Origin of the sequence: Streptomyces sp. E2N166 (assembly GCF_003671715.1) — a bacterium.
In the GTDB taxonomy this organism is placed as follows: Bacteria; Actinomycetota; Actinomycetes; order Streptomycetales; family Streptomycetaceae; genus Streptomyces; species Streptomyces thinghirensis.
Window position 1 is genome coordinate 330,115 of record NZ_RAIF01000031.1, and the last position, 20,254, is coordinate 350,368.

Below are 20,254 nucleotides of genomic sequence, written 5' to 3' on the forward strand. Positions count from 1 at the left end.
CCGGCCGCCCGTCGGGGGCGTACGGGGCAGGGGCGGCAGCGCTCAGGCCGCGGCGTGCTCGCGCACCGCCCGCACCAGCGCGGCCTGCCGCAGGATCACGGGATCCGGCGCGGCTCCGGCGCGTACGGCCTCGACGAACGCGGTGACCGTACGGGCCACCTGGTCGTCGGCGGGCAGCGGGATCTCCCGGGTGCCGGTGCGGTGCTCCAGGCGGACGCGCGGTACGAAGTCGGCGGGCGGGGTGAAGGCGCGGTCGACGGTGATCCGCCCCTCGCTGCCCCAGATCTCGTACGTCGAACGGTAGGCGTGGTCGAGGCCGAAGGTGAGCTGGGCACCGACCCCCTCGGGGCCGGCCAGCAGCGCGGTCCCCGCCGTGTCGACGGTACGGCCGGGCCCGCTGCTCAGGGTGGCACCGACGACCCGGAGCCCGTCGCCCAGGAAGTGGAGCGCCGCGCGCACCGGGTAGACGCCGGTGTCCCACAGGGCGCCGCCGCCCAGGTCGGCACGGTGCCGGATGTCGTCGTCGGGCAGCCTCGGGATCGCGAACATGGCGTGGAAGGCCCTCGGTTCACCGACCGCCCCCTCGGCGACCAGCGTGCGCACCGCCTCGTGCTGGGAGTGATGGACGAACATGACGTTCTCCATCAGGGCCAGGCCCGAGCGCCCCGCCAGCTCGACGAGCCGGGCCGTGGCCTCCGGGTCGGTGGTCAGCGGCTTCTCGGCCAGGACGTGCTTGCCCGCCCGCAGCGCGGCCTCGGTCCACTCGGCGTGCAGAGCCGCCGGCAACGGCACGTACACCGCGTCGACGTCGTCGCGTTCCAGCAGCGCGGCGTATCCGTGCACCGGCCGGGCGGCGAACCGCCCCGCCAGCTCCCGGGCCCGCCCGGCGTCCCGGCTGGCGACCGCGGCGACCTCCAGACCGTCCGCGGCCGCCATGGCGGGGAGCATGCGGCGCCGTGCGATGTCGGCGCAGCCGAGGACCCCGATGCGTACCGGTGCCATCAGACGCGCACCCCGGTCGCGTTGAGGCAGGCCAGCAGCGTGCGCGCCTGCACATTGAGGTAATGGCCGTGCCGGACGAGCGAGGTGAGCTGGCCGGGGGTCGCCCAGCGGTAGCCGGGTGGCGGGTCGAGCGGGGCCTGGACCTCGTCGGCGTCGACGATGAGGTAGCGGCTTTCGGCGTTGAGGAACCGGCCGCCCTCCTCCGAGTGCACGGCCTCGTACCGGATACGGGAGGGGTCCGCGTCCAGCACCAGGTCGAGGAAGGGCGGCCGGTCCTCCACCGCCACGTGGGCGTAGTTGTCCGGCGTGTACTGGACGGTGGGGCCCAGTTCCACGGTGTCGAGGAAACCGCCCTCGACCCGGGCGTGCACCAGGACGTGGGGCACACCGCCGATGCGCCGGGTGAGGAAGGCCGTGACGCCCAGGCCCAGTGGCTCGAACAGCGGCTGGGTCCAGCCCGCGACCTCCCGGCTGCCGGCCTGGACGGCGACCGCCACGACCCGGAAGTACCGGTCCTCCTCGTGGTCGATCGTCCACTCGCTCCGCTTCCAGCCGGGCAGCCGGTCGAGGGGCACGCGTTCGGCGCGTACGTCGTGCCGGGAGCGCTCGGCGGTGAACCACGACAGCAGGTCGGTGTCCGCGTGCAGAGCGCCGTGGTCGCCGTCGGGGAACGGGGCGCAGGCGAGCACGGTCCGGGAGTCCATGTTCACGACGTTGTCGAGGTGCAGGAGCTCGCCTATCTGGCCCAGGGTCAACCAGCAGAAGTCGTCGTGGAGGGGCACTTCGCCGACGGCTTCCACGATCATGTTCCGGTTGCTCTTGCGGAAGAACCAGGAACCGTGCTCGGACTGCAGCACGTCCGCGAGGACCCGGCCGCGGCCCGGCCGGGTGAAGTACTCGATGTACTTCACGTCCGCGCCCCGGTGGACCTTGGTGTAGTTGCTCCGGGTGGCCTGGACGGTGGGGGAGAGCTGCAGCAGATTGCGGTTGCCGGGCTCCATCTTGGCCTGCATCAGGAAGTGCAGCACCCCGTCGAACTCCTTGGCGAGGATGCCGAGGATGCCGACTTCGGGCTGCTTGATGATGGGCTGGTACCACTCCCGGAAGGGACCGGTGTCGGCGGTGACGTGCAGGCCCTCGACGGTGAAGAACCGGCCGCTGCGGTGCACGAGGTTCCCGGTGGCCGCCTCGAACGACCAGCCCGCCAGCTCGCCGAACGGAATGCGGTCGACCCGGAAGCGGTGGGCCGCACGGCGCCCTTCGAGCCACTGGGGGAAGTCCTCGGTGCGCAGTCGGGCGCCGGTGGTCCGGGCGGCCGACCGGGCCATCCGGGCGGCGACCGAGGTGTCGGACCGGGGTCGCAGGGTGCGCGGCCCGGCCGGGGGCCGGGCGACGGTGGACGGCATGACGTACTCCTGGTTGCTCGGGCTCCTGGTCGATCGGGCGGGCGGACACCGCCCGGGGGTCAGCCGCGGGCGGCCACGAACTCCTTGACGGAGGAGACGATGTAGTCGGTCATCTCGTCGGTCAGCCCGGGGTAGATGCCCACCCAGAAGGTCTGCTCGGTGATGACGTCGCTGTTGCCGAGGTCGCCGACGACACGGTGCGGCTGGTCGATGTAGGCGGGGTGCCGGGTGAGGTTGCCGGCGAAGAGCCGGCGGGTGCCGATCTTGCGGCCCTCCAGGAAGTCCACCAGCTCGGCCCGCCGGAACGGCGCCTCGGGGTCCACGGTGAGGGCGAAACCGAACCAGCTCGGGTCGCTGCGCCGGGTCGGCTCCGGGAGGATCAGGTGCGGCAGCCCGTCCAGGCCGTCCCGCAGCCGGCGCCAGTTCCGCTTGCGGGCGTCGATGAACCGGTCCAGCTTGTCCAGCTGGGTCAGTCCCAGAGCAGCCTGGATGTCGGTGGCCTTCAGGTTGTAACCGACGTGGGAGAAGATGTACTTGTGGTCGTACCCGGCGGGGAGGGTGCCCATCTGGTAGTCGAACCGCTTGAGGCACTTGTTGCTCTCGCCCGGCTCGCACCAGCAGTCGCGGCCCCAGTCGCGCAGGGACTCCACGATCCGGGCCAGCGCCAGGTTCGAGGTCAGCACGCATCCGCCCTCGCCCATGGCCAGGTGGTGGGCGGGGTAGAAGCTGACGGTGGTGATGTCACCGAAGGTGCCGGTGAGCTGTCCGTCGTAGGTGGAGCCGACCGCGTCGCAGTTGTCCTCGATGAGGAACAGGTCGTGCTCCTCGGCGAGCTGGGCGATCTCGGCGGCCTCGAAGGGGTTGCCCAGCGCGTGCGCGATCATGATGGCGCGGGTCTTCGGCCCGATGGCCTGCGCGACCCGGTCGGCCGTGGTGTTGTACGTGCCCAGCTCGACGTCGACGAAGACCGGGACGAGCCCGTTCTGGAGGATCGGGTTGACGGTGGTCGGGAAGCCCGCGGCCACCGTGATCACCTCGTCGCCAGGCTTCAGCCGGCGCTCCTGGAGCAGGTGCGAGGTGAACGCCGTCATGGCGAGCAGGTTCGCCGACGAGCCCGAGTTGGTCAGGTGCGCCTTGCGGCGCTTCAGCCGGCGGGCGAAGCGCGACTCGAACTTCCGGGAGCTGGGCCCGGCCGCGATCCGCATCTCCAGAGCCGCCTCGACCAGCGCCAGCCGGTCCTCCTCCTCCAGCACGGCGCCGGAGGGCCAGATCTCGGTGACCCCGGGGACGAAGGGTTCCCTGTCGCGCTGGTCCTCGTGGTACTTCCTGGCCGCATCGAGGACCAGGGCCTTGTGGTCGCTCATGACCGCTTCCCTTCTCGGCTTCCGGTTCCGGCGTCGTCGCCGGGGTGCTTGACGGGCTTCCACCAGTCGGTGTTGTCGCGGTACCAGGCGACGGTGTCGGCGAGCCCCTGCTCGAAGGGGATCCGCGGGGCGTACCCCAGCTCCTCCCTGATCCGGGTCTCGTCGAGCGAGTACCGCAGGTCGTGACCCTTGCGGTCGGCGACCCTGCGCACCATGGAGGGATCGGCGAAGCACAGGTCCAGCAGCCGCTCGGTGATGTGGAGGTTGGTCTGCTCGTTGCCGCCGCCGACGTTGTAGACCTGGCCCGCACGCCCCTTGTCCAGCACGAGGGCGACGGCCCGGCAGTGGTCGTCGACGTGGAGCCACTCGCGGATGTTGCGCCCGTCCCCGTACAGCGGCACGGGCACGCCCTCCAGCAGGTTCGTCACGAACAGCGGGATGAGCTTCTCCGGGTGCTGGTACGGGCCGTAGTTGTTGGAGCAGCGGGTGATGGACACGTCGAGCCCGTGGGTGCGCCAGTAGGCGCGGGCCATCAGGTCGGACGCGGCCTTGGAGGCGGCGTACGGCGAGTTGGGCGCGAGCGGCCACTCCTCGGTCCAGGACCCCTCGGCGATCGAGCCGTACACCTCGTCGGTGGAGACGTGGACGACGCGCCCCACACCGGTGGCCAGGCACGCGTCCAGCAGGGTCTGCGTGCCCCCGACGTTGGTCCTGACGAACTCCGCGGCGGACTCCACGGACCGGTCGACGTGCGACTCGGCGGCGAAGTGCACCACCGCGTCGTGACCCGGCAGCAGGGACATGAGCAGCGGCAGGTCGCAGATGTCGCCCCGCACGAACTCCAGCCGGGAGTGGGCGGCGGGCAGGTTGGCCCGGTTGCCGGCGTAGGTGAGCTTGTCCAGCACGGTGACCCGCGTCCGCTCGTGGCCCGCGTAGCCGCCGTCCAGCAGGGTGCGCACGAAGTGCGAGCCGATGAACCCCGCGCCCCCGGTGACCAGGAGCCTCATGCGGCCACCTCGACCCGGGTGAAGTCGCCCACGACCAGCCGGTGGTGCGGTGCCGTCCAGTCACCCGTACCGACCGTGGCGTCCCGGCCGATGAGGGAGCTGCGCAGGCCCTGGACGCGGGAGATCCGCGCCCGGTCGAGCACGATGGAGTCGGACACGGCGCTGGCCCGCAGCACGCAGTCGCGGCCGATGGAGGTGTACGGGCCGATCTCGCAGTCCTCGACGACCGTGTTCTCGCCGACGATCACCGGGCCCTGGATGCGGGAGCGCACGATGCGCGCGCCGGCCCCGATGACGACCTGGTCGTCCACCTCGCTGGCGTCGTCGACGTCCCCGGCGAGGTGGGCGTCGAGCCGGTCGAGCAGGTGCCGGTTGCACTCCAGCACGTCGTCGACGTTGCCGGTGTCCTTCCAGTAGCCGTCGTACTCGCTGGCGCGGACGTCGGCTCCGTTCGCGACGAGCCACTGGATGGCGTCGGTGATCTCCAGCTCGCCACGGGCGCTCGGCTCGATCGCGGCGACCGCCTCGTGGATGGCCGGGGTGAAGAAGTACACCCCGATCAGCGCCAGGTCGCTGCGCGGCTGCTGCGGTTTCTCCACCAGACGCTCGACTTTGCCGTCGGCGTCCAGCTCGACCACGCCGAAGGCGCGCGGGTCGGGCACCTTGTGCACGACGACCTGCGCGGTGGGCCGGTTGGCCGTGAACTCCTCGGCGATGGAGGTGATGCCGTCGGGCAGCATGTTGTCGCCCAGGTACATCAGGAAGTCGTCGTCGCCGAGGAAGTCGCGGGCGATCTCCACGCAGTGCGCCAGTCCCCGGGGGTGGTCCTGGCGGATGTAGGTGACCCGGGTGCCGCACTGGGCGCCGTCACCCATGACGTCGGCGATCTCGGGCGCCCAGTCGCCGACGATGACGCCGATCTCCCGCACACCGAGGTTCTTGATGTTCTGCAGGACGTGCGCCAGGACGGGCTTGTTGGCGATGGGAACGAGCTGCTTGGGCATGGAATAGCTGAAAGGTCGGAGCCGGGTTCCCGCCCCGCCCGACAGCACCAGAGCCTTCATGGGGACTTCTCCTCGCGTGGTGGTTACTTGTGACGTGCTTGGACGGCTTCGCGCAGAGCGGCGGCCACGGTTCGTACGTCCTCGTCGGCGAGCCCCGGGTGCAGGGGCAGGCAGAGGGTCTCGCCGGAGGCCTTGTCCGACGCGGGCAGCACCTCGTCCTGGGCGCGGTACGCGGGCACCTTGTGCAGCGGTGCGTAGCGGAAGGTGGTGTAGACGCCGGCCGCGTACAGTTCGGAGGCGACCTCGTCGCGGATCTCCGGGCTCATCTGGACCCAGTAGAAGTAGTAGCTGGACTCGTGCCCCTCGGGCAGTGGCGGCGGCGTCCTGACCCCGTCGAGGCCGGCCAGCTCCCGGTCGTAGAGTTCGACGATCTCCCTGCGGCGGGCGACCAGTTCCGGCAGCCGGCGCAGCTGCACGGAGCCGATCGCGGCCGTCAGGTCGTTGCCGATGACGCGCCGGCCGATCTCCGGGACGTCCAGCTCCCACCAGCGGTGCGAGACCTTGGCGTGGCCGAAGCCACTGGGCTGGGCCAGCCCGTGGTAGGCGAGGCGCCGGGCCCGCGCCGCCAGCTCCCGGTCCCGCACGTACAGCATGCCGCCGTCGCCGGTGACCATGACCTTCATGGCGTCGAAGCTCCACATCGCGAGGTCCCCGAAGGAACCGACGGCCCGGCCGCCGACGCGCGACGCCACAGAGCACGCCGCGTCCTCGACGAGCGCGACGCCCCGCTCCCGGCACAGTCGCGCGATGCGGACGATGTCGCCGGGGTAACCGCCGTAGTGCAGCACGATCACCGCCTTGGTCCGCGGGGTGAGCGACCGCTCCACGTCCTCCGCGGTGGGGTTGAGCGTGCGGGCGTCGACGTCGCAGAAGACCGGGCGGGCTCCGGTGGAACCGATGGCGTTGGCCGCGGCGACGAAGCTGAGCGACGGCAGGACCACCTCGTCGCCCTCGGCCAGGTCCAGCGCCTCCAGGGCGAGGAAGAGGCCGGCCGTGCCCGAGTTGATGAAGACGACCTGCTCGGCGTCGACGCCGATGTGCTCCGCGAAGTCGGCCTCGAACGCCTTGGTACGGGGGCCGTGTCCGAGCCAGTGGCTGTCGAACACCTCGGCGACGGCGTCGAGTTCTTCCTTGCCCACTTGCGGCTGGAAGAGATTGATCACGTCTGTCTCCTGGATGAGAGGGGCGGGGCGGGCGGGCAGACAGAAGGCCCTGTCCGGCCGGGTGGCCGGACAGGGCCCGGGGGGCGAGGGGGAGCTCGGCTCAGCCGCGGCCCCGCGCGGCGAGCTTCTCCAGCGGGCCGACCATCTCCGCGGGCAGCGGCATCGTGGCGATCTCCCGGGACAGCTCCAGGGCGCGTTCCCTGAACGACGGGTCGGACAACAGCCGCCCGCACGCCTCGGCGACCCGCTCGGGGGTGGCCTCGGCCGGCGACAGCACCAGGGCCGCGCCGAAGTCCGCGATGCGCCGCGCGGGCGCGTCGAAGACCACGGCCTCCGGAATGATCAGGTGGGGCACGCCCGCGTTCATCGTGGTCATGGTGGTGGCGCCGCCCGCGTGGTGGACCACGAGGTCGCACGTCGGCGCCAGGACGTCGAGCGGGATCCACCCGGTGCGCACCCCGTCGAGCTCGGCGCGCAGGTCGGCGGCGAGAGCGTCGGGGGCCGGGACGACGATCTCCGCGTCGAGCGGGGCGATGTTCTCGACCAGGCCCCGCAGGAAGGCGAACGTGCGCTCCGGGGTGGCCCGGCTGCCCGCCGTGACGCACACCCGGCGGCGGTCGCCGCGGGTGAACATCCAGGGCTCCAGGCCGCGCTGGAGGTTGCCGGGGAGCCAGCGCATCAGCCGGGCGGGCGGCGCCTCGGGCGGGGTGAGGCTGGGCGGGCAGATCTCGATGCGCAGATCCGGTTCGGGGAGCCGGCTGAGGCCGAGGGCGCGCAGTTCCGGCTGGAGTTCACGCTCAGCGCCCCGGTCCTGCGCGTTGGAGTCGTCGGTGTCCCAGGCCTGGCGTACGTACGGGATGCCGAGGTGGGCGGCGAGCAGCGGGGCGGCGTACGACATGGATCCGCCGACGACGAGGTCGGGCCGCCAGCCGCGCGTGATGTCGAGCAGCACCGGCAGGCCGTCGGCGCCCATCTGGGCGAACCACCGGCCGACGAACGGCCCCTGGCGGGGCAGGTCGTCGGGGATCTCCTTGGGATTCCCCTCGCGGTCCTTGGTGATGTAGTGCCAGATGTCGTGCGGGGTGACCGCGATGCCGGGGACGCCGGTTCCGGTGACGACCGGCATCATGTCCTCGGTCGACGCCATCAGCACCTCGTGCCCCGCGCCGCGCAGGGCCTGTGCGAGCGGGACGAGGCCGAAGACGGTGGCCGGGCTGCCGCCCGGGATGAACAGGATCTTCATGGTTCCTCCTGGGGCGCGGGCTCAGGCGACGGCCTGTTCCGGCTCTCCTTGGTCCTGGGGCGCGGGCGCCGGGTCGGTGATGCGTACCGGCAGCAGGGCCAGCAGCAGGACGGCGGCCACTCCGGCGCACGCCAGGAACCCGGTCTTCACGGACGTGCTGTCGACGAGGGGGCCGAGGATCAGCGGGGAGCAGAACTGCCCGGCGAAGGAGGCGGTTCCGGACAGGGCGGTGGCCTGGCCGCGCAGTGCGGGCGGCGCCGTGTCACCGATCAGGACGGTCACGGCCGGCATGAGGATGCCCATGCCCAGGCCGAACAGCCCGTTGCCGATCACCACCAGCGCGGCGTGACCGGTCAGGCCGAGCAGGGCGAAGGCCAGCGTCCAGCACACGGCCGTGATCCGCAGCAGCGGACCGTAGCCGAGGGCGGCGCGCAGCTTGGCGTACCAGAGGCCGACGAGGCTCATGGCCACCGACGCCGTCGTGCTGATCAGCGCCACGAGGAAGGGCTTCTCGATGCCGATCTCGGCCAGCCGGAACGGGTTGAACACGGCCAGGCCGTACAGCAGGAGCGACGCCACGATCAGCAGGCCGTAGTAGCCGAGCAGTGCCGGGCGGCGCATCAGCAAGGGCAGGATGCGCTCACCGCCGTCGCCGGTGCCGTCCGTGGCCGGGGCCGGATCGGTGCGGGGCAGGGCCAGCAGCGTGAGCAGGCCGAGCGGGACGCCGATGAGGTAGATGGCGAAGGGAGCGTGCCAGGACAGCCCGCCGATCGCGCCGGCCAGCAGCGGCCAGATGACGCCGCCGAGGCTGATGGCGGTGGACCGCCAGCCCATCACGGTGTCGCGCTGCGCGCCCTGGTAGTACGAGAGGAGGGCCACGGTGGTGCCGGCGAAGACGGCGGCCGCGCCGACACCGAAGGCGATACGGGTGGCGATCAGCGCCGGATAGGAGCTGAGGAAAGCCCCCGCGCCGCCGGCCGCGCCGTACAGCAGCAGTCCGCCGGCCAGCGGCACCCGTACGCCCCAGCGGTCGATCAGCCAGCCGACGACGGGGCTGGTGACGGCGATGGACAGCCCGTGGGCCGTGAGGATCATGCCGGCCGCGGTGCCGCTGAGGCCGAGATCGTCGCGTATCACCTCCAGGACGGGCGCGATGACGGCCCCCGCCATGACCGTGAGGGTCGAGGCGAGCAGAAGGACGGGCAGTACGGCGCCGCGGCCGGCGCTCGTGGGGGCTTTCATGTGCGACTCCTGGTTCGGCGATGCGCGGTCGGAATAGGACGGGGCGGGGCGTCCGTCCCGCCGTCAGGCGGTGGGGCGCTGCCCCCAGGCGGAGACCAGCAGGGTCGTCGTGTCCCGCACCCGGGGGTCACCGAGCGATCCGACGAAGTCCGCGAGCTGTTCCGCGGTGACCACCCCGTTGTCGACGAGGACATGCCCTTCCTGGCGCATCCGCAGGGCGATCAGCTCGTCGTCGACGGCGGACTGGCCGGGGCCCGCGGGAGTGAGGCGGGACGCCACGGACGTCAGCCCCGCCGAGGCGAGGGAGGCGGGCAGCCGGCGGCCCCACCACAGGTCCGCCCCCTGCGCGCGCATGCGCCGGAGGTAGCCCTCGATGAGCGTGCGGCCGACCTCGCTGGTGGAGTCCTCGGGCGGCAGGTAGTAGAAGTCCTCCACCACCAGCCAGCCGCCGGGGGCCAGCCACTGGACCGCACGTTCCAGGACGGCCGCGGGTTCGGCGAGGTGCTCGAACACCGCCCTGGCGAGGACGAGGTCGAACGAGCCGGGCGCGAAGTCGGCGTCGGCGACGTCCGCCTGCCGGATCGTGAGGTTGGCCGGCGGCTCGGCGTGCACGGTGGTGAGGTGGGAGGTGTCGACGTCCAGGGCCAGGACGCTGCCCCGGTCCGCCCGCCCGGCCAGCCAGCCGGCCATCGAGCCACCGCCCGCGCCCAGCTCCAGGCAGCGCCAGGACCGGTCGAGGGGCAGCGCCCCGATGATGTCCCGGGTCAGCGGGTCGTACTTCCTCTCGAACAGCTGGACCTGGTCGATCGGGGAGGTTCTGCCCCGGCTCAGGGACCCGGTGCTGTGGTTCCTCTGCGTGGTCGTTTCGGTCATCCGTCTTCCCTTGTCCTGGCCCTTCGCCGCCGTCGCGGCTCAGCGGTCCCGTGCCGGCGCCCCGATGTCGGCGGCCACGGTGCAGAGCAGGAACTCGGGCGGTGCCACTTCCAGCCGGGCCACCTCCTCCAGGCCCTCGGCGATGTCCGGATGCTTCATGTAGGAGTCGTAGGCGTCGCGGTCCACCCACATCGGGCAGTTCACGAACGTCGTGCCGTCCGGCCCGATGTACGGGCTCGCCGAGATGAACCCGGGTGACGTCCTCTTCCACCGGCCGCTGCGGGCGAGCAGGCCGAGGACGGCGCGGGCGGACTCCGGCCCGGCGAGGCGGCGGACCGCGAAACCCACCAGACCGGGCGCGCGGCCGGCCGCGGGTCCCGGCACACCGGCGGCGGGAAAACCGTCGAACACGCTCGCGGCGCGCACCTCGGGCCGCTCGCCGAGCGTGTGCAGTACCCGGCCTTCGGGGTGGCGCACGAAGGAGTCGCGGTAGCGCCTCTCGTCGGCCCAGCGGCCCGACTGGACCACGGTGGTGCCGTCGAGGCTCACGTGGGTCCGCGCGGAGAGGAAGCCGTCGGTGTGCCGGACCCACCGGTCGACCTCGCCGGTGATCAGACCGACCAGTCGGCGGGCGGCCTCCGGGGAGTCGGTGCGCAGCACACCGAAGGTGACGAAGCCCGGTTCGGGGGTGTTCGCCGAAGTCATGGGCAGAGCTCCCGTGGTGCGGCGGCTGTACGGCACGAGGCGAGCGGACCGGCCCGGCGTGGCTGGTGTGCCCACGCGCCCCGTGCCCGGCTTCCGCCGCGTACTCAGCCGACCTGGATGATTTCGTAGTGCCCCTTCTTGAGGAGCATGCGGCCGTCCTGGGCGTCGCTGAGCCAGTCGATGATCACGTACCGGCCGGGCTGCAGCGGCAGCTGGAGCACCGAGGAGACACCCGCGGACATCGGCAGTCCACCGGGGCCTTCACCGAGCGGACCGGGGTCCTCCGGGAACTGGCCGCTGTCGCCGAACTTGTCGAACCAGGCGACGAGTTCCTCCTCCGTCACGCCGTCCGGCACCGGGAAGAAGATCGCCTCCGCGGGCTGGCCGACGGGCATGGAGTTCCTGAAGACCAGCGGCCGGCCGGCCTTCACCGTGCCGGTCACCTCGTACCGCGGGGCGCCGTCGACGAGCTTGGCGGTGACGACCGCGTGCGCGGGCGGCGCCGAACCGGGGGCCCACCCCGAGACGTCGAGGGTGCGGTAGCGGGGCTGCGCGTCACGGATGTGCTTGTAGTCGAAGAGGAAGTAGCGGCCGGGGCTCAGCCGCTGGGTGAACGCGGCCGGCTGATCCGGGTAGATGACCGTGCCGCCGAGCAGGTCGGCGGTGGACAGCATCTCCTCGCTGCCTTCGATGATGTCCGGGCCGTTGGCGTTGATGATCTTCATCAGGGTGGTGCGGAACTCCTCCCAGGTCACCCCCGGGCGCGGACGCGCGAGACCGATCCAGCCGGACGCCGTGTCGGTGGTCGTGGTCCGGAACCGGACGGTTCCACCGGGGATGGTGCTCGGGGCGTCCAGGGTGGTCGCGGTGGAGCTGACGTCCACGGTGCGGACGCCGGCGGACTCCTCGGCGGCGGCTGCCACGGCGGTGCGCGGCGCCCTGGCCTCGGCCGGGGAGGCCGGGGAGGCATGGGCGGCCGCGGGGACGGTCAGGGCCGTCGTCAGCAGCGCGCCCAGGGCTATGCCGATCCGGGCGCGACGGAAGGACGTGAACCTTCTCTTCATACGGAGAACTCCCAGGAATGACACCGAAGTAGTGGCTCGGCAGGAGAGCGGGAAGGAGGGGGTGGAGGGAAGGAAGGGGCAGGTGGACAGAAGGACCGGGCGCCGGCCGGTGTGCCGACGCCCGGGCGGGTCGGCGCGGGACCGGTGCGGTCCCGCGCGGAGCCGGTCGCCTCAGCGCTTGTACGGGCGCTTGTCGCGGGCCTCGCGCAGACCCTCGGCCCACCAGGCGAGCTGGTTGAGCAGGTTCCCGGCGGCGTCCTCGCTGCCCGCCGGGCTGGCCGGCCGGCCCTCCTGCTCGAAGTCCGACCAGGCGTTGTGGAAACTGAGCATGTCGCGCACGGTCGTGGCGTGGACCTCCGCGAAGACCTGCCGCAGGTGCTCGGACGCGCGCAGGCCGCCGCCCATGCCGCCGTACGAGATCAGGCCGACCGGCTTGGCCATCCACTCGTCGAAGAACCAGTCGATGGCGTTCTTCAGGGACGACGGGAAGGTGTGGTTGTACTCGGGCGTGACGACGGCGAAGGCGTCCGCCTCGTGGAGCCGGGCGCTCAGCCGCTCCTGGATCGCGTTCGTCTCGGGGTCGGGGTCCTCGCCGAACGCCGGCATCTGCACGGGCAGCGGGAACTCGGCCAGGTCGATGAGGTCGACGGTGAAGTCGCCGTGCTTCTTCGCCTGCTCCACGAACCAGTTCGCCACGGTCGGACCGAAGCGTCCGCCGCGCACACTGCCGATGATGACGGCGAGCTTGATGGGATTCTCGGTCATAGTGAACCTTTCACATGCGATGGAGCTTCGTTTACCGGATGTCGAGGAATTCCCCGAACGCCGGGAATTCAGTGGTCTTCGGTGACCGGGGGATTCTCACGCCATGTGCGCGGTCCACGGAATCCGGACTGCCGCTCCGGGCGGCGCCAGCCGGCGGTGTGCTGCTCACCCCGCGCGGTATCACTGCTCTGCCCGGCGCGCGCCACGGCCAGGGCGACCACGACCGTGGTGAGGGCTGCCAGTTCCTCGGCGTTCGGAGAGCCTTTTTCCACACGAATGAATTGGTCCGGGACGGACGTATCCATTACTGACTCCCCTTTGCAGCAGACAAGACACATCAGCGGAATCTAATAACTAGCTTCTTCGACCGGGTGCGGAACTTCAAGGCCCGCAGATTCAGATCTCGGTGAAGTTCTACAAATGCCGGTGAATTCATGTCGGAGCGTCAGGAGGAGGTGAGGCGGACGTCAACTCCCCGGCAGCCGCGCGCCGCACCCTCACGCGGCGTCGACCTGGACCGCCACCCTGCACAGCACGTACTCGGGCGGGGCCACTTCCAGGCGCGCCAACTCCTCCTGTCCCTCGGAGATCCGGGGATCGGCCATCCACGCCTGGTAGGCGACCTCGTTCACCCACATCGGGTAGTTCACGAAGGTCGCGCCCTCCTTGTCGACGTAGGGCGTGGCCGAGATGAAGCCGGGGTGGTGCCGCTTCCACTCGCCGCTGTTCGCCAGCAGGTCGAGCACCGCGTCGGCCGACGCGGGGCCGCCCAGGTGCCGGGTGGCCACACACACCACGCCGGGCTGTGCGTCGGGCTCGGGCCCTTCGAGCGGGGCGGCGGCCGGGGCGCCACTGAAGACGGTCGCCGCGAGCACGCCGGGCCGGGTGCCCAGGGCGTGCAGCACCCCGCCCGAGGGGTTCTCGCGGAACGAGGTGCGATACGCCTCCTCGTCCGTCCACTCGCCCCGGTTGATCACCGTGGTGCCGTCGGTGCTGACGTGCACGCGCGAGGAGACGAATCCCCTGGCGTGCCGCACCCAGCGGGTCACTTCCTCGGCCAGGACCCCGACCAGGGCCGAGGCGGTCTCCGGACCGTCCACCCGCAGGACGCCGAAGGTCACGAAGCCCACCTTCGCGGCCCCGGGTTCGCGCTCAGATGCCATGGGACACTCCGTCGTTCCTCGTCCGTCGGTGCTGCGTCCCGCCGCTCTTCGGCGGAACGGTGGCGGGGGCCGGTGCGGTCACCGGAAGGCGTCGGCGTGCTCCCGCGCCCAGGAGCGGAAGGTCCGGGCGGGCCGGCCGGTCACGTCCTGTACCACCGTCGAACCCAGCTCCGGCTTCTCGGTGATCGTCGCGAAGTAGTCCAGGGCACCGTCCGCGTACGCCGGCGGCCAGCCGGAGGCCACCATCGCCGCCCGCGCCGCGTCGTGCTCGACGTCCTCCCAGTCCACCTCACGGCCGATGACCTCGCCGATGATCCGCGCCTGCTCCCGCTGGGACAGCTCCTCGGCGCCGGTGACCAGGTACTTCTGCCGCGCGTGCGCCCCGGTGAGCAGCGCGGTGACCCCGACGGCCGCGAGGTCGGCCTCGTGCACCGAGGTGCGCACGGCCGCTCCGTACGGGAAGCGGACCACGCCCGAGGCACGGATCTGCTCGGCGAAGCCCAGGGCGTTGGCCTGGAAGCCGGTGGTGCGCAGGAACGTCCAGTCGACGTCCGTCGGTTCCAGCAACTCCTCGATGTAGGCGTGGCAGTTGTTGTCCACCCGCTCCAGGCCGATGTGGACGCCGACCGAGGAGACGAAGGCCACCCGGCGGGGACGCGCAGCGATCTTCTCGATGACGGCCGGCGCGGTGCTCACGTCCGTGGTGAAGAACGGCCACATCAGGAACACGCCGTCGACGCCGTCGAGGGCCGCGTCCAGGGTGTCCGGTTCGGTGAGGTCACCGTGGAAGATCTCGGTGCCCTCCGGCAGCCGGCCGACGTTCGGGTCGTCCTTCAGAACCAGGGCGCGCACGGTGGCGCCGGCCTCCAGCAACTGCGCGACCGCGTGCGGTCCGACATTGCCGGTGGAAGCGGTCACCAGGACGGTGTTCTGCTGCGACATGGATGCATTCCTCGTGTGGTGGGACGGTGCGGGAGGGGGAGGGGTCACTGCGGGGGGTTGCCGTGCTTGCGCGAGGGCAGGTCGGCGTGCTTGGCGCGGAGCATGGCCAGGGACTTGATCAGGACCGTCCGCGTGTCACGGGGATCGATCACGTCGTCGATCAGCCCTCGCTCGGCCGCGTAGTACGGGTGCATCAGCTCGGACTTGTACTCCTTGATGCGCTGCTGACGCACCGCGTCCGGGTCGTCGGCGGCGTTGATCTCACGGCGGAAGATGACGTTCGCCGCGCCTTCCGCGCCCATGACCGCGATCTCGTTGGTGGGCCAGGCCAGCGCCAGGTCGGCGCCGATCGAGCGGGAGTCCATGACGATGTACGCGCCGCCGTACGCCTTGCGCAGCACCAGCGAGATCCGCGGCACGGTCGCGTTGCAGTAGGCGTACAGCAGCTTCGCCCCGCGCCGGATGATCCCGTTGTGCTCCTGGTCGACGCCGGGCAGGAAGCCCGGCACGTCCACCAGCGTCACCAGCGGGATGTTGAAGGCGTCGCAGAGCTGCACGAAGCGGGCGGCCTTCTCGGACGCCTCGATGTCCAGCACGCCGGCCATGGCGGCGGGCTGGTTGGCGACGACACCGACGACGTGCCCGTCGAGGCGCGCCAGGGTGCAGACGATGTTCGTCGCCCAGGCCGGGTGGATCTCGAAGTGCTCGCCGTTGTCGACGACCTCCTCGATCACCGCCCGGATGTCGTACGACTGGCCCGGATCCGCCGGGACCAGGTCCAGCAGCGCGTCGGTGGGGCGGTCGGCGGGGTCGTCGCCGCGCTCGACCGGCGCGAGTTCGCGGTTGTTGGACGGCAGCAGCGAGAGCAGGAAGCGCACGTCCTCCAGGCAGCTCTCCTCGTCGTCGTAGGCGAGGTGCGCGACGCCGGACGTGGCGGCGTGCACATCGGCGCCGCCGAGCCCGTTCTGGGTGATCTCCTCACCGGTCACCGCCTTGACCACGTCCGGGCCGGTGATGAACATCTGCGAGGTCTCGCGGACCATGAACACGAAGTCGGTCAGCGCGGGCGAGTAGGCGGCGCCGCCCGCGCACGGGCCAAGCATCACGCTGATCTGCGGGATGACGCCGGAGGAACGGGTGTTGCGCTGGAAGATGCCGCCGTACCCGGCGAGCGCGGTGACACCCTCCTGGATGCGCGCCCCGGCGCCGTCGTTCAGCGACACCAGCGGCGCACCGGCGGCCTCGGCCAGGTCCATCACCTTGTGGATCTTCTCCGCGTGGGCCTCGCCCAGCGCGCCGCCGAAGACCCGGAAGTCGTGCGCGTACACGAAGACCGTGCGGCCGTGCACCGTGCCCCAGCCGGTGATCACACCGTCGCTGTACGGCTTCTTCGCCTCCAGGCCGAAGCCGGTCGCGCGATGCCGGCGCAGCGGCTCGATCTCGTTGAACGAGCCCTTGTCCAGGAGCAGTTCGATGCGCTCGTGGGCGGTGAGTTTGCCCTTGGCGTGCTGCCGCTCGGTGGCGGCCGGGTCGACCCCCTCACGCGCCGCCTCCTTGACGGCGCTCAGTTCGTCGAGGCGGTCCTGCAACGGTTGTGCGGTCATGATGGTCCCCCACTTCGATGTCGGTGATGGGTCAGACGACGGCCGCGGTGACCGCGCCGAGCGCCTGGTCGAGCCGCCGGGCGTCGTCCGTGGTGCGAACCCGCGCCTGGGGTGCGATACGACGGCACAGGCCGCCGAGGACCCGGCCGGGCCCCACTTCGACGAACCGGTCCACGCCGGCCGCCGTCAGGTTGCGTACCGTGTCGGTCCACCGCACCCGCCCGGTGAGCTGGCGGCGCAGGACTGCCGCGGCCTCGGCCGCGGTGGTGACCGGCCCCGCGGTGGCCGCCGAGAGGACGGGGACCGAGGGGGCGCGGAAGGCCGTCTCCTCGAGGGCTTCGGCGAAGTCCGCCGCGATCCCGTCCATGAGGGCGCTGTGGAACGAGACCGGGACGTTGAGGTCCACGACACGGCGGGCGCCGGCCAGCCGCGCCTGCCGCATCACCTCGGTCACGGCCTCGGTGCGGCCGGAGACCACCAGCTGCGCGGGGTCGTTGTCGTTGGCCACGTCCACGGCCAGCCCGGTGGCCGCGGCGATGTCGGCGCAGATGCCCTCCAGGATCGAGGGCGCGAGACCGATGACGGCCGCCATGCTGCCCGGCGCCCGGTCGTTGACGGTGGCCATCAGCTCGCCGCGCAGGCGGACCAGCGTCAGCGCGTCCTGCCAGTCCAGGGCGCCCGCGCAGACGAGCGCCGCGTACTCACCCAGGCTGTGCCCGGCCACGACGTCCGGCCGCACGCCGTGCCGGCCGAGCACGTCGAGCGTGACCAGGCTGGTCAGAAACACCGCGGGCTGGGTGACCGGGGTGTCCTGGAGGCAGGCCTCGGGGCCCTCCCAGCACAGCCGGGACAGCGGGAGGCCGAGCAGGTCGTCGGCCGGCCGGTAGTAGCGGTCCACGAGGTCGGGCCAGCGCTCGACGAGGTGGCGCCCCATGCCGACGCGCTGGGAGCCCTGGCCCGGGAAGACGAAGGCGGTCCTGGTCATGACGGTGCGTCTCTCCTTCGGTGAGGGGCTGCCGTACGGGACGGGCGCGAGCGCACCAGCTCGTCGAAGAGGCCCTTGACGTCGTCGGCGTACAGCCAGTCCATGGGCAGCCGGCGGACCGAGGTCCGGGCCGGGGCGTCGCCCTTCAGCGCGACGGCGGCGGAGTGCCGGGGCCCGCTGGGGATGTCGGTGATCGTCCAGCCCGCCGGCCGGCGGGCCGGATCGGAGCCGAGGTAGTCCGCCGACGGGGAGCGGCTCAGGCCGGTGCCCAGTCCCTTGAGGTAGGCCTCCTTGCGGGTCCAGAGCCTGCTGAACAGCTCCGCCCGCTCCGTCCGCGGCACGCGCGCCAACTCGGCCCGCTCGCCGGGGTGCAGCGCCTCGGCGCAGATCGCGACGGTCTCGGCGCCCGGCAGCTTCTCCAGGTCCGCGCCCACCGTGGTGTGCGCGACGGCGACGAGGGCCAGTCCGCCGCTGTGCGACAGGGAGAAGTGCAGGGGAGGGTCGGGTGCGGCGACGGCCGGCCTGCCGTGCGGTTTGCCGCATCCGGGGCAGGGCTCCCGGACGAAGGGCACGTCCTGGGCGGCGACCCCGAGATACGAGCCGAGCAGCCGGCGCAGGGCGATGTGCGCGGCCGCGTAGAGCAGTCCGTCGGCGGGACGCACGAACGACGCCGCGCGGTTGCGTTCGTGGCCGTCCAGTTCGGACAGGTCGAGCGAGGCCGCGCGATCGGCCTTCGGGGCCCTGAGCAGCCACAGATCGAGCCGACCGGGCGCCACCGCGGGCGAGGCGAGAACCGCGGCCGGGGCGGTCATGCCGTGACCGCTGCACCGGCGTGCCGGGGCCGTGCCGGGCCGGTGTGCGCGGCACCGGAGAGCGGGTGGGAGTGGCCGTCGGCGCCCAACTGCCCGGCGAGGCAGTCGATCAGCTCCGCCGCGCTGTTGGCGAGCAGCAGCCGCTGCAGGTTCACCTCCAGGCCCAGGGCGGCCTCCATGCGGTGCTGCAGTTCCATGCCCGTGATCGAGCCGACACCGAGGCTACGCATGGGGCGGCCGGTGGTGTCGATGAGCTCGGGGGCCATGCCCAGCGCGCGGCCGAGCTCCTCGCGGACGTACCGGTCGATGATGCGGGTGCGTTCGTCGGGGGGCGCGACGGCCAGTTCGGCCGCGTCGGGGGCCCTCACCTCGACGGGCGGGCCGGGTTCGGGTTCCGGGTCCCAGTCGTCCCAGCCCCAGTCGGCCCGGGCGCTCAGGTGCCTCATCTCTCCTCCAGAGTTCGGTTGCGGTCAGGGAGTACGCCGCCGAGGGCGATCAGCAGGCCGAGCACGCCGACGGCGGTGACCAGCAGCAGGGCGGCGCGGTGGCCGGCCGGCTGCACGGCCGCCACCAGGGCGAGCATCAGTACGGCGCCCATCTGGACGCCGGTCTGGTAGAGGCCACTCGCCTCGGCCTGCCGGCCGCCCGGGACGGCCGAGGTCGCCTGCATGTGCAGGGCGGTGAAGGAGAGCACGAAGCCGGCACCGACCAGCAGCATCGAGGGCAGGACGTCGACCGCGTAGCGCACCGGGGTGTCCAGGCGCAGCAGGAGGACGTAGCCGAGCGGCGGGAAGACCGCGCCGACCGCGATCAGCCGGGCGGCGGTGAAGCGGCTGACGAGACGTCCGGAGTGCAGGGCGGACAGGGCGAGCGGGAGGCTCGCGGGCAGCAGGGCCAGTCCGGTCTGCAGCGGGGACCAGCCGCCCGCCCGCTGGAGGTGGACCGTGCTCACCAGCAGCATCCCCAGATACGAACCGTTGAGGGCGGCCGCGCCGAGGGCGGAGCGGACCAGCGGCCGGCCGGCCGGGAGGTCGAGCCGGATCAGCGGCGCGCGGGCGGTCAGTTCGATCCGTACGAAGGCGGGCAGCAGGACGGCCGCCCCCAGGAACGCCGCGATGGTGCGGGGATCGGCCCAGCCGGTCGCCGGGACGGAGGTGACGGCGTGCACCAGGAACAGGGTGCCGCCGGTCAGCGTGAGCGCCCCCGCCGCGTCGTAGCGGCGCGGCCGGTCCGGGTCCGGGGTGTCGCGCGGGATCAGCCGCAGTCCGCACAGGAACAGCAGCAGCGCCACCGGGGCGGGGAACGCGAAGGTCCAGCGCCAGCCGACTTCCGTGAGCAGGCCGGACAGCAGCAGACCGGCGGAGAAGCCGCTCGCGCCGAAGAGGGTGTAGACCGACACGGCGCGGCCGCGGGCGCGTCCTTCGGGGAAGACGGAGGCGATGATGGCGAGACCGGTGGGGGCGGTGAGCGCGGCGCAGAAGCCTTTCACCAGGCGGGTGGCGACGAGCGGGACGAGACTGTCCGCGAAGGCCGACGCCAGCGATGCCGCGGCGAAGACGAGCAGGGCCGCCAGGTAGACGGGACGGCGGCCGAGCAGGGCGACCACGCGGGTGCCGAACAGCATCAGGGCGCCGAACCCGACCGCGAAGCCGGTCACCACCCAGTGCAGCCGGTGCGGAGCGATGCCGAGGTCCTCGCCGACGGCGGGCAGGGCCACGATCGCGACGGAGACTTCCAGGGCGTCGATGAGCATGTTCCCGGCGAGGACGAACAGCAGACCCCACAGCGCGGGGCTCCAGGTCGCGCCGGCCGTCGCCTGACCGTGGTGCGAGGGGCTGGTCGGAAGCGTC

At 72.1% G+C, this 20,254-nt stretch carries 20 protein-coding genes; all 20 read right to left on the minus strand.

Annotated elements, in window-relative coordinates; translation table 11 throughout:
* Positions 1-42: 42 nt before the first annotated feature.
* Positions 43-1,002 (minus strand): Gfo/Idh/MocA family oxidoreductase, encoded by a 960-nt coding sequence (locus EBH09_RS23515; protein WP_121748923.1) that lies wholly within the window; start codon positions 1,000-1,002, stop codon positions 43-45.
* A complete protein-coding gene (locus EBH09_RS23520; protein WP_121748924.1) occupies positions 1,002-2,408 on the minus strand; it encodes an NDP-hexose 2,3-dehydratase family protein in 1,407 nt (468 codons plus the stop codon). The genes EBH09_RS23515 and EBH09_RS23520 overlap by 1 nt, the downstream gene beginning before the upstream one ends.
* A gap of 59 nt (positions 2,409-2,467) precedes the next feature.
* Positions 2,468-3,772 (minus strand): lipopolysaccharide biosynthesis protein RfbH, encoded by a 1,305-nt coding sequence (gene rfbH / locus EBH09_RS23525; protein WP_121748925.1) that lies wholly within the window; start codon positions 3,770-3,772, stop codon positions 2,468-2,470.
* Positions 3,769-4,779, minus strand: a complete 1,011-nt coding sequence (gene rfbB / locus EBH09_RS23530; protein ID WP_121748926.1) for a dTDP-glucose 4,6-dehydratase — start codon at positions 4,777-4,779, stop codon at positions 3,769-3,771. The genes rfbH and rfbB overlap by 4 nt, the downstream gene beginning before the upstream one ends.
* Positions 4,776-5,843, minus strand: a complete 1,068-nt coding sequence (locus EBH09_RS23535; RefSeq protein ID WP_121748927.1) for a glucose-1-phosphate thymidylyltransferase — start codon at positions 5,841-5,843, stop codon at positions 4,776-4,778. The genes rfbB and EBH09_RS23535 overlap by 4 nt, the downstream gene beginning before the upstream one ends.
* A gap of 23 nt (positions 5,844-5,866) precedes the next feature.
* Positions 5,867-7,006 (minus strand): DegT/DnrJ/EryC1/StrS family aminotransferase, encoded by a 1,140-nt coding sequence (locus tag EBH09_RS23540; RefSeq protein ID WP_193776485.1) that lies wholly within the window; start codon positions 7,004-7,006, stop codon positions 5,867-5,869.
* 100 nt (positions 7,007-7,106) lie between these two features.
* A complete protein-coding gene (locus EBH09_RS23545) occupies positions 7,107-8,249 on the minus strand; it encodes a nucleotide disphospho-sugar-binding domain-containing protein (RefSeq protein ID WP_121748928.1) in 1,143 nt (380 codons plus the stop codon).
* A 21-nt stretch (positions 8,250-8,270) separates the two neighbouring features.
* A complete protein-coding gene (locus EBH09_RS23550) occupies positions 8,271-9,491 on the minus strand; it encodes an MFS transporter (protein WP_121748929.1) in 1,221 nt (406 codons plus the stop codon).
* 63 nt (positions 9,492-9,554) lie between these two features.
* A complete protein-coding gene (locus tag EBH09_RS23555; RefSeq protein ID WP_121748930.1) occupies positions 9,555-10,364 on the minus strand; it encodes a class I SAM-dependent methyltransferase in 810 nt (269 codons plus the stop codon).
* 39 nt (positions 10,365-10,403) lie between these two features.
* Complete coding sequence (locus EBH09_RS23560) at positions 10,404-11,069, minus strand: hypothetical protein (RefSeq protein WP_121748931.1); 666 nt, start codon at positions 11,067-11,069, stop codon at positions 10,404-10,406.
* Between the two features lie 104 nt (positions 11,070-11,173).
* Positions 11,174-12,133: a hypothetical protein gene (locus tag EBH09_RS23565; protein ID WP_121748932.1), complete on the minus strand. Its 960-nt coding sequence runs from the start codon at positions 12,131-12,133 to the stop codon at positions 11,174-11,176.
* Positions 12,134-12,304: 171 nt separating this feature from the next.
* The gene (locus EBH09_RS23570) at positions 12,305-12,898 is read right to left on the minus strand and encodes an NAD(P)H-dependent oxidoreductase (protein ID WP_121748933.1); all 594 of its coding nucleotides are present in this window, start codon (positions 12,896-12,898) and stop codon (positions 12,305-12,307) included.
* A gap of 68 nt (positions 12,899-12,966) precedes the next feature.
* Complete coding sequence (locus EBH09_RS23575) at positions 12,967-13,203, minus strand: acyl-CoA carboxylase epsilon subunit (RefSeq protein ID WP_121748934.1); 237 nt, start codon at positions 13,201-13,203, stop codon at positions 12,967-12,969.
* A gap of 192 nt (positions 13,204-13,395) precedes the next feature.
* Positions 13,396-14,061 (minus strand): antibiotic biosynthesis monooxygenase, encoded by a 666-nt coding sequence (locus tag EBH09_RS23580; RefSeq protein WP_121748935.1) that lies wholly within the window; start codon positions 14,059-14,061, stop codon positions 13,396-13,398.
* A 78-nt stretch (positions 14,062-14,139) separates the two neighbouring features.
* On the minus strand, positions 14,140-15,003 hold the full coding sequence (locus EBH09_RS23585) for an NAD(P)H-binding protein (protein WP_121748936.1): 864 nt from the start codon (positions 15,001-15,003) through the stop codon (positions 14,140-14,142).
* A 44-nt stretch (positions 15,004-15,047) separates the two neighbouring features.
* Positions 15,048-16,607 (minus strand): acyl-CoA carboxylase subunit beta, encoded by a 1,560-nt coding sequence (locus EBH09_RS23590; protein ID WP_121748937.1) that lies wholly within the window; start codon positions 16,605-16,607, stop codon positions 15,048-15,050.
* A gap of 31 nt (positions 16,608-16,638) precedes the next feature.
* The gene (gene fabD, locus EBH09_RS23595) at positions 16,639-17,592 is read right to left on the minus strand and encodes an ACP S-malonyltransferase (protein WP_121748938.1); all 954 of its coding nucleotides are present in this window, start codon (positions 17,590-17,592) and stop codon (positions 16,639-16,641) included.
* Positions 17,589-18,404, minus strand: a complete 816-nt coding sequence (locus EBH09_RS23600; protein WP_121748939.1) for a 4'-phosphopantetheinyl transferase superfamily protein — start codon at positions 18,402-18,404, stop codon at positions 17,589-17,591. Before EBH09_RS23600 ends, fabD begins: the two co-directional genes overlap by 4 nt.
* A complete protein-coding gene (locus EBH09_RS23605; RefSeq protein ID WP_121748940.1) occupies positions 18,401-18,850 on the minus strand; it encodes an acyl carrier protein in 450 nt (149 codons plus the stop codon). Before EBH09_RS23605 ends, EBH09_RS23600 begins: the two co-directional genes overlap by 4 nt.
* On the minus strand, positions 18,847-20,254 hold a 1,408-nt coding region (locus EBH09_RS23610), incomplete at its 5' end, for an MFS transporter (protein ID WP_121748941.1). The genes EBH09_RS23610 and EBH09_RS23605, both read right to left, overlap by 4 nt.

What these genes read in the sequence shown, in the direction of transcription:
- EBH09_RS23515 (WP_121748923.1), bottom strand. Translation starts at nt 1,002, where the DNA reads ATGGCACCGGTACGCATCGGGGTCCTCGGCTGCGCCGACATCGCACGG.
- EBH09_RS23520 (WP_121748924.1), bottom strand. Translation starts at nt 2,408, where the DNA reads ATGCCGTCCACCGTCGCCCGGCCCCCGGCCGGGCCGCGCACCCTGCGA.
- rfbH (WP_121748925.1), bottom strand. Translation starts at nt 3,772, where the DNA reads ATGAGCGACCACAAGGCCCTGGTCCTCGATGCGGCCAGGAAGTACCAC.
- rfbB (WP_121748926.1), bottom strand. Translation starts at nt 4,779, where the DNA reads ATGAGGCTCCTGGTCACCGGGGGCGCGGGGTTCATCGGCTCGCACTTC.
- EBH09_RS23535 (WP_121748927.1), bottom strand. Translation starts at nt 5,843, where the DNA reads ATGAAGGCTCTGGTGCTGTCGGGCGGGGCGGGAACCCGGCTCCGACCT.
- EBH09_RS23545 (WP_121748928.1), bottom strand. Translation starts at nt 8,249, where the DNA reads ATGAAGATCCTGTTCATCCCGGGCGGCAGCCCGGCCACCGTCTTCGGC.
- EBH09_RS23550 (WP_121748929.1), bottom strand. Translation starts at nt 9,491, where the DNA reads ATGAAAGCCCCCACGAGCGCCGGCCGCGGCGCCGTACTGCCCGTCCTT.
- EBH09_RS23555 (WP_121748930.1), bottom strand. Translation starts at nt 10,364, where the DNA reads ATGACCGAAACGACCACGCAGAGGAACCACAGCACCGGGTCCCTGAGC.
- EBH09_RS23560 (WP_121748931.1), bottom strand. Translation starts at nt 11,069, where the DNA reads ATGACTTCGGCGAACACCCCCGAACCGGGCTTCGTCACCTTCGGTGTG.
- EBH09_RS23565 (WP_121748932.1), bottom strand. Translation starts at nt 12,133, where the DNA reads ATGAAGAGAAGGTTCACGTCCTTCCGTCGCGCCCGGATCGGCATAGCC.
- EBH09_RS23570 (WP_121748933.1), bottom strand. Translation starts at nt 12,898, where the DNA reads ATGACCGAGAATCCCATCAAGCTCGCCGTCATCATCGGCAGTGTGCGC.
- EBH09_RS23575 (WP_121748934.1), bottom strand. Translation starts at nt 13,203, where the DNA reads ATGGATACGTCCGTCCCGGACCAATTCATTCGTGTGGAAAAAGGCTCT.
- EBH09_RS23580 (WP_121748935.1), bottom strand. Translation starts at nt 14,061, where the DNA reads ATGGCATCTGAGCGCGAACCCGGGGCCGCGAAGGTGGGCTTCGTGACC.
- EBH09_RS23585 (WP_121748936.1), bottom strand. Translation starts at nt 15,003, where the DNA reads ATGTCGCAGCAGAACACCGTCCTGGTGACCGCTTCCACCGGCAATGTC.
- EBH09_RS23590 (WP_121748937.1), bottom strand. Translation starts at nt 16,607, where the DNA reads ATGACCGCACAACCGTTGCAGGACCGCCTCGACGAACTGAGCGCCGTC.
- fabD (WP_121748938.1), bottom strand. Translation starts at nt 17,592, where the DNA reads ATGACCAGGACCGCCTTCGTCTTCCCGGGCCAGGGCTCCCAGCGCGTC.
- EBH09_RS23600 (WP_121748939.1), bottom strand. Translation starts at nt 18,404, where the DNA reads ATGACCGCCCCGGCCGCGGTTCTCGCCTCGCCCGCGGTGGCGCCCGGT.
- EBH09_RS23605 (WP_121748940.1), bottom strand. Translation starts at nt 18,850, where the DNA reads ATGAGGCACCTGAGCGCCCGGGCCGACTGGGGCTGGGACGACTGGGAC.